We start from the raw sequence: 11,833 nt of genomic DNA on the forward strand, positions 1-11,833 counted from the left end.
AGACTATGAACAAAAGCCTAGCGGGAAGTAGAACTGCCCCTACCGGTTATGCGCTAGCGGTGAACACTAAGCGTATACGTGCGGGGCCAAAGTGGCCACAAAGGGGAGGTTGCGGTACTGCTCCGCAAAATCGAGCCCATACCCGACCACAAACTTATTTGGAATGTCGAAGCCGACGTAGCGCACGTCCAGGTCAGCCTTCATGGCTTCCTTCTTGCGCAGCGCAGCCGCGATCTGCACGGTAGCCGCACCCCTTGCCTTCAGGTTCGTGACCAGCCACGACAGGGTAAGACCGGAATCGATAATGTCCTCGACAATGAGCACGTCCCTACCCTGAATGTCAGAATCCAGGTCCTTCAGAATACGCACCACGCCAGAAGACTTAGTGCCGGAACCGTAAGAGGATACGGCCATCCAATCCATCAGAGTTTCGGTGTGCATCTTGCGCAGCAGATCAGCTACCACCATGACGGCGCCCTTCAGGACTCCCACCACGATCGGGCGCTTGCCCTGGTAATCCTTGTCGATTTCCGCTGCCATTTCGGCTAGCCGAGCCTGCATCTGTTCTTCGGAGATAAGAATTTCTTCTAGGTCCGTGCCCATATCTTTTGCATCCACTCTCCTAATAATAGGCATAAATACCTACCAGTGGGCCCGAGCAGTACCGGACTAGAACAAGATCACCTTTCTGAAGTGGCCCGCAGCCACATCCGGCCCGTCTTTGCCTCGCGCAATGCCTGCCCTGCCGGCAGATCTACCGGGCCCTGGCCGTGCCAGTTGCTGACGAGGGCGTCGAGCGCCTGCAGGTGCGTGGCGGTAAGTTCCGTAAGACCCACCCGGGCGCCCGCTAGGCGAAGCACGCGTCTGCGCAGGGCTGGTAGGTGGCTGGCCAGCGCGTTTGCTTGTAGAAGTATCTGCCCGTCCTCGTCGGTCGCTACCTCGGCGAGGATGGTCTGGGCCATCGCTTCCAGGGCCTCGTCGTCTTGCCGGGCCAGGAGGGCGGATTTGGCTAGTGCGGGCGCGGCGTCTTTGCCCAGCGCTTGGGCTAGGGCGGGCAGGGCGCGCTCTCGCAAGGCAGCCCGGCGCAGCGCCTGCCCGTCGGCAGTTTTCCACGGCCCGTCCGCCTTGTTGGACGGATCCACGACGTATTGGAGCCCAAGCCCGTTGCAGCAGGCTTCCGTGTCTGCCCGCCGCAACCCTAGAAGGGGGCGAATCCGCGAGTGCACGTGGCCGCCCTCGAAGCCCTGGCGCATGCCCGCCAACGAATGGGTGCCGGAGCCGCGCGCTAACGAGAGGAGGACGCCCTCGGCCTGGTCGTCTAGGGTGTGGCCGAGCCAGATGGGCGCGCCCGCGGCAGAAAGTTCGGCTGCCGCTCGGGCTAGTCCTTCGTAGCGGGCGTCGCGGGCGGCAGCTTCGGGGCCTCCGGCAGAGCCGACCTGCACCTGCTCGCGCACTGCCTTGTCGGCTCCCAACCAGGTAAGTTTGCGTACTACTTCTTCGGCCTCGGCGGTGGATTCGGGGCGGATACCGTGGTCGACGGTGATCGTGTACACGTCGTGCCCGGCTCGTGAACCGGCGTCAATCAGGCAGGTGGCAAGCGCTAGCGAGTCGGCGCCTCCGGAACAGCCCACGACAATGGGTAGCGAGGGGGCGAGCGCGTCGAAGGTAGCTACTGCCCGCCGCAGCGCCAATGACACAGGCCGCACCTGGGCGGACGGAGTGGCTCCTACAAGTTCGCTTGCCTTCTTCATTCCCCTCACTTCAGTTCTGCGAATTCGGTAGCTACCGAATCGATGGCCTCAACTACCCCGCCGGCTGCCTCGTCGTCGTAGCCGTTTACAATGATCGAAAATGCCAGTGGACGCCCCGAAGCGGTGTGTACGTAGCCGCTAAGGGAGCGGGCCGAATCGAGCGTGCCAGTCTTGGAGCGCACATTTCCGGTGCCCGCACCCGAAACCATCCGATTGTGCAGGGTGCCGTCCAGCCCAGCCACGGGCAGCATCGACGGCAGTGACCGCAAGGTGGGGTTCTTTGATACGGCCGCCTGCTGGAGCACCTTGGCCAGGGCGTGCGGGGAGATCTTCCCCTTGTCTGACAGTCCGGAGCAATCCCGCAGGAGGACCTCGGAGGGATCCACTCCCAGCTTGCCCACCGCCTCGCGCACCATGGTGACGGCGCTTTCGAAGCTGGGTTCCTTGCCCGCGTATACCAGCGCTGCTCGGCAAACCGTTTCAGCCATCGTGTTGTCGGAAGGCTTCAAGGTGTGGCGCAGCACATCGGTAACGGGAGCGCTGCTTACCTGGCCCACGACCGTGGCCGCTTTGGCGGCCTTGCCAGGGGTAGGCCCGTTCACGCTGATGCCCTGGGCGGCTAATTTTTCTTTGAAGGCCGCTGCTGCCCGTTGCGCCGGATCAGTCTGCAAGTCATTCTTGGAGGAATCCTGGCCCGCGTTCATGCCAAGACCTTGGATCTTGGTAACAAACTGCATGTACCCGTCCCAGTCCGCGTTGACCTGATCGGTACCGAAAGCAGAAGTGTCATAGGTCAGCTTCACAGAGCCGATGCCCTGTTTATTCAGCGCCTGCGCGGTCTGGGCCGCCAAATCTGCCAGTCCAGCCCGCCCGTTGACGACGGCGGGATTCGATGAGCCCGCCGCGAGCATTTCGTCGCCGCCCGCTACCAAGGTCACCGTGTCCCCGGCAAAGACCGCCTTAGTTTTGAACGTGGTGTCTGCCGGCAACGTCTGCAGAGCAGCCACCGCCGAAAGCACCTTCGTTGAAGAAGCAGGGGTGAGCGGAGTACCTGCGGCCACATTTGCCAATTCCTTGCCAGTGGCCACGTCCAGAACAGACACGCCCACGCGCAGGGAGGGCTCGACCTCGCCCTTGTCCTGGTCCGCATTCGGCTTCTCTTGGGCGTCCTCGGCATCGGCCTGCGCTTTAGCCGCGGCCCGCGCGTCGGTAGCCGCCTTCTTGATCTTTCCCGACAGGGAAGCTGCGATCTGTTGGACCTGCTCCGAGTTCGGTAACTCCCCCTTGGCCGCATCGGCCTGAGCCGGCGTCGGTTCGGCAGCCACGGCGGCAGCGGTAGGAACTGGTTGCGGCGATGGCGGCGCTGGTGAAAGCGTAAACACGCCCGGAACTACGTCGTAAGCGTCCAGGGCGCCGTAGGTGATTGAACCGCCCACTAGCAGAAGCGTGCCAATAGTGGCTGCCGCTACTGTCTTTCGCATCTATTCCGCCTCACAGTCCTGTTTTGTGTAACGACCAGTCTAACTGTACCGGTACCATTGGGTTATTATCGCATCGACCCAACTGTTGAAAGGGCTCTTAAATGGAGTTTGATGTAACCATCGAAATCCCGAAAGGGAATAGGAACAAGTACGAGGTCGACCACGAAACTGGTCGCATCCGCTTGGACCGTATGCTGTTCACTTCTACCCGTTACCCAGACGATTACGGGTTTATCGACGGCACGCTAGGCGAGGACGGCGACCCGCTCGACGTTCTGGTGCTTCTTGAAGAGCCAACTTTCCCCGGCTGCGTCATCCGCTGCCGTGCCTTGGGAATGTTCCGCATGCGCGACGAGAAGGGCGGCGACGACAAGGTTGTTGCAGTTCCCACCGCTGATCAGCGCATGGCATGGCGTACCGAGCTCGAGGACGTCTCTGAGTTCCACCGCCTGGAAATCCAGCACTTCTTCGAGGTGTACAAGGATCTAGAACCCGGCAAATCGGTCGAGGGCGCACACTGGGTTGGCCGCGAAGAGGCGGAAGAAGAAATTCGCGTCTCTATCAAGCGCGAACAGGATCGCATTGCTGCCGGCGGGCACGCAGTAAATCCGGTTCCGGTGATCGAGCCCGAGCAGTAAGCTTCACCTAAAAAGAGTTTTGGTCCACGCCGCCGGCGTGGACCATTTCTTTTCCCCGCCCACCGGCCGCCCTCAAGCTGGCGTCTTCGAGCTGGTGTCAAGGGAAGAGGCGTCTTAAATGGGGAGCCCCTTTGGGGCCGAGTGGCCGCCAAAGGGGCATGAGATGGGAAAGTCCTACTTCAATTCCGGATGCCCGTCAGTTACCCGAGCTACGTCGGCGCGGTTCGGAGAGAAAGCGCCAAGCTTGGAAACGGTCAGGCCCGAGGTGACGGTGGCGCGGTGCAGCGCGGAAAGCACATCCGCCCACTTTGCCTCGCGCAGCTTCCTGCGAGCCTGCCCACTACCGGCAAGACCGGCATCCAGCAGTGCCGAGATCAGCCCGGCCATGAAGGAATCACCGGCGCCCACGGTGTCACCCAGTTCCACATTCAACGGGTCAATGACCAGCATGTCGCGTTCGCCGGCTAGCCGTGCGTAAGCACCCCACGGGCCACGAGTCGTAATGACCATGGCGGGCCCCATGGCCAGCCAGGAGCGCATGACATCTTCCACCGCGCGGTCAGGGTATAGCCAGGAAATATCCTCGTCGGAGGCCTTCACAATGTCGCAGAAGGAAATGATCTCTTCAATCCGGCTGCGCACCTGTTCCGGGCTACCCATCACGGACGGCCTAATGTTCGGATCGTAGGAAACAGTCCCGGTAAGAGCCGCTTCCTTCACCAGCCGCAGCACCTTCTTGCCACCCGGTTCCACCGTTGCCGCAAACGAGCCGGTGTGCAGGTGATCGTAAGTGTCGGTACGAGCCTGTTCCGGCAGGTCCCACAACAGATCGAACTCGTAGGTAGCGCGCCCCTCAGAATCGACGTGCGCGTAGGCCACGGTGGTGTGATCTGCACCCGAAGTACCTGGCAAGACATGCACGTCGCCCTCGGCTAGCGCCTTGGCCAGCTGCTGGCCCCGCTCGTCCTCGCCCCACCACGAGGCCAAGGTCGTGTCATGGCCCAGCTGGGCGATTCCGCGGGCCACATTCAGCAGCGATCCGCCCACGTATTCCTTTGCGGAACCGTCGCGTTCGATGCGGTCCATCAGGGCCTCTCCGACGCACAGCACGCGCGGACTTGCAGTCATTTTTCCTCCTTAGCGGGCAAGACGATTTGTGGCGACTACGCTGGGCGAACCCCAAGCGCCATCAAGTTGCCATAGTACAGGCCGGTTCGCCTCACTGTAGCTCCGGGATAAGGGGCTTCAATAATTTCCCCGCCCCCGGCATAAACCGCCACGTGGTAGACGCCGCTTGCATCGCCCCAGAATACCAAGTCACCAGCGCGAAGGTTATTGATTGAGACACCGCGTCCGGAATTTACGCCCCACAGGTACTGCTGCTCGGCAGTACGCGGCAGGTCGACACCCACTTGAGCCCACGAAGTCATGGACAGGCCAGAGCAATCCAGGCCCGCATACCGTGCCGCACCACCCCACACGTAGGGAACGCCAATCTGGCTAGCTGCTGCAGCTACCACGGCATTGCCGCCGCCACCCGAGGGAGCGGGAGCTGGGGCCGGGGCCGGTGCGGGAGCAGGTGCGGGAGCGGGTGCGGGTGCGGGAGTTTCGTCCTCGGCACTGGAATCGTTCGCCTGAGCCTGCGCCTGAGCTTGGGCCTGCGCCTGGGCTGCTGCCTGTCGCTGCGCTTCCGCCTGCTGAGCGGCCGCCGCTTCGGCAGCCTTGCGACGCGCTTCCTCTTGCGCCCGTTGAGTGGCCAGGGCGCGGCGGGCGGCTTCTGCCTCGCGGGCGCGCCGCTGGCGTTCTAGCTCTTCCTGCCTCTTGGTTTCCAGTTCCTTGGTAGTACCGCGGGCAGCAGCCAGCTGAGCAATGAGCTCACTGCGGCGCTGCGCGGTGGAACGCTGGGCAGCTTCGGCGGCACTTGCAGCCTGCTGGGCAGCACTCGCGCGCGATTCCATTGCGGAGGCGGCGGCCTTCTGGGTGGCTTCCGCCTTCGTAGCGCGCTCTTCAATGACGTTGGCGACCTGCTGCATGGCCGAGAAGGTCTGCATCTTCTGATCGGCCTTACCACCGAATAGTTCGATGGCAACGCGGCGCATTTCAATAGTTTCGAGCCCGTCGGCATTTAGGTAGGGCACCGCAGACGAGAGTGAACCGGACTGCCGGTAAACGGTGGTGGCCACATCCCCTAGGGACTTGCGGGCTTCTTCTACCTTCTTCTTGGCTTGGTCGGCGTCCTTGCGGGCCTTATCTGCCGCCCTTGAAGCCGCATCCGCCTTCACAGACGCCTGGGCGAAGCGTTCGCCTGCACGCTGAGCCGCAGTTAGTGCCTCTTCTGACTTGGCAGTGTTCTGTGCCAGCTTTACTTCGATGTCAGCGACCGATCCTGCCGCCGCCTTTTCGGCCTGCTTTGCCCGGGCAATGTCGTCATCCGAGGGCGCAGCCAGGGCGAAGGTACCGCCTAGTCCGGACAGCGCGATTCCGCCTATGATCAGGCTGCTTACAAGTGCGCGCCCGCGCAAAGAGAATTTCTTTGAACTCACGTTTCGTCTCCTGAAAAAGGGTGTTGTTGCAGCCCAGAATGGTGCGACTCATTAGACACACTAGCCACACGTTACACAGCAACAACAATTTTCACAGTAACAACATACACTGGCTGGCCAAGCTTTGGCTAGCTTTTATAAGTCAACTTCCACTCAACACGCCGAGGAGGGGGAACTCTTCCTTAATTTGCACAGACACCTCTTCCGCAGCATCACCCCAAAAATTCATGCGTAAATCCCACAGCTCGGACATTTTCCGAATTGGACTTGCCATCCCCGATCACGGTCGGTGTATGGTTTTGGCATGTTTACACGAATGTTCAGCTGACTGCGCGTCAGCCAAAGCTCAAGAAGCCATACATCGTGTCTGCCGTGCAGTCCTCAAGGGGCCTTGCACGGCTTTTCTGTATTTTCATGGGGCCCCTAATACCATCTGAACCTATAAGGAACCCTCATGTCTTGGAATTTTGAAACTAACCAGATCCACGCCGGCCAGCAGCCCGACCCCACCACCGGGGCGAGGGCGTTGCCGATCTACCAGACCACCTCTTACGTGTTCGAGTCCGCCCAGCAGGCGGCTGACCGCTTCGCCCTCAAAGATCAAGGCCCCATCTACTCGCGCCTGACGAACCCCACCTGGGATGTGGTCGAGGCACGACTGGCAACTCTGGAGGGCGGCGTCGGCGCCCTGCTCACGTCTTCTGGCGCGGGCGCAATCAGCCTGTCGATTCTGACGATCGCCCAGGCCGGAGACAACATTGTGGCTTCGCCCTCGCTATATGGCGGCACCACGAACCTGTTCGTACACACCCTGCCCAAGTACGGTATCGAGACCCGCCTGGTCGAAGATCCCCACGACATCGAATCGTGGAAGGCCCTCGCTGACGAACGCACCGTGGCTTTCTATGGGGAAACCATTCCCAACCCGGCCGGAGACATTCTGGATCTAGAACCGCTAGCCAAGGCGGCGCACGAAGTTGGCGTACCGCTAATCGTCGACAACACCGTGCCGACCCCGTACCTGCTGCGTCCGATCGAATGGGGTGCAGACATTGTGGTGCACTCGGCCACGAAGTACCTGGGCGGACACGGCACCTCCGTGCTAGGCGTCATCGTCGATTCGGGCAACTTCGATTGGACCAAGGAACCGGAACGCTTCGTCCAGTTCAACCAGCCCGACCCGTCATACCACGGCCTCACCTACGGCCCCGACCTGGGCAATCAGGCCTTCATCCTGAAGGCACGCGCCCAGGGGTTGCGAGATCTAGGCTTCAGCGCCTCCCCGTTCAATGCCTTCCTAATTGAACAGGGCATCGAAACGCTCTCGCTGCGCATTGAACGGCACGTGGACAACGCCCTCAAGATCGCGCAGTACCTAGAAAAGCGCAAGAACGAGGGCCGCGGCGTGGACGCGATCAGCTACTCCGGCCTGGAGTCGAGCCCCTACTACGAGCTCGCCAAGAAGTACACCCCGCGCGGTGCGGGCGCCCTGGTCAGCTTCGACATCACCGGTGGCCGCGAGGTAGGCGAGAAGTTCGTCGACAACCTGCCGCTCTTCTCGAACCTGGCAAACATCGGCGACGTGCGTTCGCTAGTAGCCCACCCTGCCTCCACCACCCACTCGCAGTTGGAAGAGGAAGGGCTGAAGAAGGCCGGCATCACCGGCGGCACGATCCGACTTGCGGTTGGCATCGAAAACGTCGAAGACCTGATCGACGCCCTCGAAACCGCGTTCAAGGCTGTGGGCCTGTGAGCAACGAGGCGTGTTGTAAGGGGTGGGATGACCTTCCACCCCTTACGGTGCTTGCCCAAAGAGCTGCCCGGCACGGTGCATCCGACCGGGCAGCTCCCGGCATTTCCAGAACCAACACTCCCCTCCCCTTTGCTTCTTTACTGAAACCCCCCAAAGGTGACTGGGCCAGCGCACCAGCAACTGATGCTTCCGCCGTTGCCAAGGGCGACGCTCTGCCTGTAACCGGGGCTTGGCGCGAGGACGAGGCTCGCGGCCCCCGCATGTACGCCGAATTAGGGCCGCTGCCTTTAGAGGGCGGCGGGAAGCTGCCCGCGGTTCGTCTTGCCTATGAAACGTGGGGCAAGTTAAACCCGGCCAGGAACAACGCCATTTTGATCCTTCACGCTCTGACTGGGGATTCCCACGTCGCCGGCCCAGCCGGGCCGGGTCAACCCACTCCCGGCTGGTGGGCGCAGGCGGTGGGGCCGAAGCTCCCGCTCGATACCGACAAGTACTTCATCGTGGCACCAAACGTGCTGGGCGGGTGCATGGGTTCTACCGGTCCTTCCTCGCTAGCCCCGGATGGGCGCGAGTGGGGGTCGCGTTTCCCGCAGCTGTCCACGCGCGACATGGTCAGGGCGGAGGCCCGCTTGGCAGATCTGCTGGGCATTGACCAGTTCGCAGCTATCGTGGGCCCTTCTGCGGGCGGGCATCGGGCAGTCGAATGGGCTGTCACCTACCCGGAACGGACCCGCACGCTGATCTTGGTGGCAACGGCAGCATGCACCACCGCCGAGCAGGCGGCATGGGCCCACGCGCAGATTGCCGCCATCGAGCTGGATCCGCATTTCAACGGTGGCGACTACTACCACAGCGACGAAGGACCGGTGCGCGGGTTAGGGCTTGCGCGCGAGATCGCCCATACCACCTACCGCACCCCACTGGAACTGGACGAGCGATTCGGGCGAAACCGCCAGGGCGACGAGGAACCACTGGCCGGCGGTAGATTAGCGGTGCAGTCCTATTTGGACTACCACGCCCGCAAATTGGCGGCCCGCTTTGATGCGGGCAGCTACCGGATCCTCTCTAAGGCAATGATCACCCACGACGTGGGCCGAGGACGGGGCGGCGTGGCCGAAGCGCTCGCTCGTTTTTCCGGACCAGCCTTAGTGGTTGGAGTAAATTCGGATCGGCTGTTCTACGCCCGCGACTGCGAAAAGATGGCGAAGGCACTTCCGGGTGGCCGCTTCGCCCAGATTCACACCCCCTTTGGCCACGACGGCTTCTTGATAGAATTTGCCCAAGTCAATGCCATCCTCGCGGAGTTTATGGAAGAACTAGAATGACCGATTTTCGCCCTCTGCCCACGGAAGTCCCCGATGAGGCACCGCCGCAAGGCAAGTGGGGCCCCGACATTTTAGGGCCCGGATTCGAGGCGCAAACGCTCTCTTTGCATGCCGATTCCGAGGGGCCCGTCATGGCTACCCTGGTCGCGCACCGCGCCGAGGCCGATCCCCAGGCCATCGCGGGTACTCCTAAAGAACCGGGGTTCGTGGCGCTCTACATTCACGGGTGGAATGACTACTTTTTCCAGCGCGAGCAGGCCCGCCACGTGGCCGCTGCGGGGGGCGCTTTCTACGCGATCGACCTGCGCAAGTACGGCAGGTCGTGGCGGCTGTACCAGTCCTTCGGGTATGTCGATTCGCTAGACACTTACGACGAGGATTTGGATGCGGCGCTGCGGCTGATTCGCTCGGAACACCCCCACCTGCCTTTACTCCTGATGGGCCACTCCACCGGCGGATTGTCGGCGGCGCTGTGGGCGAACCGGCACCGCGACCAGGTTTCTGCCCTGCTCCTAAATTCGCCTTGGATCACCTGGCAGTACGACAACACTTCGAAAACGGTGGTTACCCCACTGGTGCGCGCGTGGTCTTGGCGGGCCCCCCGCCAGGTGGTGCCCATGCCCGAGGGCGAAAACATCTACGCCCGCTCGCTGGCGGGTTGGGACAGCGAGGACGGGCCTCTTCCGGACTACTTGCGTCCGTGGAGGGAGGATCCTTCCGTGCGCGGCTGGAATCTGATCCCGCAGTGGAAGACGTCTAAATCTGCCCCCATCAGGCCGGGCTGGCTCCAGGCCATCCTAGCTGGGCACACGGAGATAGCTAAGGGATTGCAGCTTACTTGCCCGACCCTGGTGTGGGCATCTGTGGGATCTTTTGGCGGCAAATGGAACCTACTGGCCCGCCGCCGCGATGCCGTCTTGGATGCGGACAAGGTAGCTGCTACCGCGCACAAGCTTTCTACCAACGTAACCTTGCGCCGGTTTGAATCGCTGCACGACGTAATCTTGTCTGACCCGGACGTGCGCCAGAGCGCGTGGGCTTCCTTCCACGCCTGGCTGCCTATGGCTCTGCCGCAGGCCGCCAACCCGCCCTCGATATTAGGCGAGGCGGCCTGCACCCAGATTTGCCCCTAGCGGGCCTTGGATTCGCGGTCAATCTCCTCATTTATCTCGAGGATTGCTTCGGCCAAAGACGGGCCTTCCGCGTGGCCTAGGCGGAAGTGTACCCAGCCGTCGGCGCTGATACCCAGCAGTTCTTCAATTGCCTGATCAGCATCGGTGGTCTGCTGGCCGCCGTTGTAGCTGATCTGCCCACCTGCCAGCAAAGTAGCTTCCTTGAACGAATCGGCTCCCACCGCCACGATTGGGGTGTCAGAACCCAGCACGGAAGCAATAGCTGCCAGCCCTTCGGCGTCGTGTCCAAGCACCGCCGGGACCTCTTTTTGCACGGCCTCGTGTTCGCCGGTAGTAGCCGGCGGTTCCTCTTCTTGCTTCTTGTCGAAGCCCTGGGCCACCACCGTGTCACCCACCGCGTAGACCTGCGGGTAATGGATGCCACCAACAATGCGATCCTCCTGTTTCGGGGAACGCATCTGCTGTTCTTCCACCTTGGGGGCGGCCGGCTGCGCGGGTACATCCGATTCGTCCTGCTGCGGCTCGGGGGCCGTGGACCCGGGAGCGGATGGGCCTTCGATACGACCATCGTCTGTTGAATACTGCGACAGTCGAGGGCGGCGCGAATGCCGGGCGCGCATCAGTGCCGGGTTCGGCGACCAGTAGCTAGGCCCAACCGGTTGCACGTCTAGGAAGCGGCGCCCGTTCGCCATGGCGCGCATTGCGATCTCGTGTACCTCTAGGCCCGAGGAGAAGAGTACGTCCAGGGAGGGGCGCACAGAGGGGTCGATGTCCGCAGCAACAATGATCATGCGTGGGCCCGGCTTGGCATCCGGGGGCATGGATTCGCGGAACTCGGTCCAACCGGAACGGAAACGTTCGGCCCCACCGGGATACATGTGGGCAAGGTCCAGCCACCCCATCGAGGAGATGTCGCCCAACCTAGACAGTGCCGCAATAAGAGAAATGGCATCCAGACGGCCCAGCACTTCCACGGCCACTACCTGCCCGGACGCGTCCAGGGCGGTAAGGCGGTGCGGGCCGGAAACCTCGTCGGCCTCGTCATGATCCCAGGCAACGGGAAACAGGGGACGGGATATCACTTCTAGGACTTGTGCCCGCACGGACTCCAGAACATCTGCACTAAATCCGCGTTCCACGGGACGACCGAACTGTGCTGGGACTAGCCGGCCCTGATCAAGTTCAAAAAGTGGCATTATCGTTCCTCCT

The 11,833-nt window shown here is 62.1% G+C and carries 10 protein-coding genes; 4 read left to right on the plus strand and 6 right to left on the minus strand.

Going from position 1 to position 11,833, the window contains the following annotated elements:
• Positions 1-66: 66 nt before the first annotated feature.
• From hpt to dacB, 3 genes are all read right to left on the minus strand, one after another.
• Positions 67-618, minus strand: a complete 552-nt coding sequence (gene hpt, locus AC1EKG_RS07205) for a hypoxanthine phosphoribosyltransferase (protein WP_040315281.1) — start codon at positions 616-618, stop codon at positions 67-69.
• Between the two features lie 62 nt (positions 619-680).
• The gene (tilS, locus tag AC1EKG_RS07210; RefSeq protein ID WP_004807284.1) at positions 681-1,751 is read right to left on the minus strand and encodes a tRNA lysidine(34) synthetase TilS; all 1,071 of its coding nucleotides are present in this window, start codon (positions 1,749-1,751) and stop codon (positions 681-683) included.
• Between the two features lie 5 nt (positions 1,752-1,756).
• Entirely contained in the window at positions 1,757-3,232 is a 1,476-nt protein-coding gene (dacB, locus tag AC1EKG_RS07215; protein WP_004807281.1) for a D-alanyl-D-alanine carboxypeptidase/D-alanyl-D-alanine endopeptidase, read from the minus strand.
• A gap of 101 nt (positions 3,233-3,333) precedes the next feature.
• On the opposite strand from dacB, the gene AC1EKG_RS07220 reads away from it, so the two are divergent.
• Positions 3,334-3,870, plus strand: a complete 537-nt coding sequence (locus AC1EKG_RS07220; RefSeq protein ID WP_004807280.1) for an inorganic diphosphatase — start codon at positions 3,334-3,336, stop codon at positions 3,868-3,870.
• A gap of 174 nt (positions 3,871-4,044) precedes the next feature.
• Here AC1EKG_RS07220 and AC1EKG_RS07225 read toward each other — a convergent pair whose 3' ends face one another.
• Both AC1EKG_RS07225 and AC1EKG_RS07230 read right to left on the minus strand, forming a co-directional pair.
• Positions 4,045-4,998, minus strand: coding sequence for a PfkB family carbohydrate kinase (locus AC1EKG_RS07225; protein WP_004807278.1), 954 nt, complete (start codon positions 4,996-4,998; stop codon positions 4,045-4,047).
• Positions 4,999-5,033: 35 nt separating this feature from the next.
• Complete coding sequence (locus AC1EKG_RS07230; protein WP_004807277.1) at positions 5,034-6,413, minus strand: C40 family peptidase; 1,380 nt, start codon at positions 6,411-6,413, stop codon at positions 5,034-5,036.
• A gap of 454 nt (positions 6,414-6,867) precedes the next feature.
• Between AC1EKG_RS07230 and AC1EKG_RS07235 the strand changes: the two genes are divergently transcribed.
• The 3 genes from AC1EKG_RS07235 (at position 6,868) to AC1EKG_RS07245 (ending at position 10,624) form a co-directional block, all read left to right on the plus strand.
• Complete coding sequence (locus AC1EKG_RS07235) at positions 6,868-8,166, plus strand: O-acetylhomoserine aminocarboxypropyltransferase/cysteine synthase family protein (protein WP_004807275.1); 1,299 nt, start codon at positions 6,868-6,870, stop codon at positions 8,164-8,166.
• A gap of 212 nt (positions 8,167-8,378) precedes the next feature.
• Complete coding sequence (metX, locus tag AC1EKG_RS07240; protein ID WP_040315323.1) at positions 8,379-9,491, plus strand: homoserine O-acetyltransferase MetX; 1,113 nt, start codon at positions 8,379-8,381, stop codon at positions 9,489-9,491.
• A complete protein-coding gene (locus AC1EKG_RS07245; RefSeq protein WP_004807272.1) occupies positions 9,488-10,624 on the plus strand; it encodes an alpha/beta fold hydrolase in 1,137 nt (378 codons plus the stop codon). Before metX ends, AC1EKG_RS07245 begins: the two co-directional genes overlap by 4 nt.
• On the opposite strand, the gene AC1EKG_RS07250 is transcribed toward AC1EKG_RS07245, so the two are convergent.
• A complete protein-coding gene (locus tag AC1EKG_RS07250) occupies positions 10,621-11,820 on the minus strand; it encodes a hypothetical protein (protein WP_004807269.1) in 1,200 nt (399 codons plus the stop codon). The genes AC1EKG_RS07245 and AC1EKG_RS07250 overlap by 4 nt on opposite strands.
• Positions 11,821-11,833: the final 13 nt, after the last annotated feature.

The organism is Winkia sp. C0117E2 (assembly GCF_056590455.1).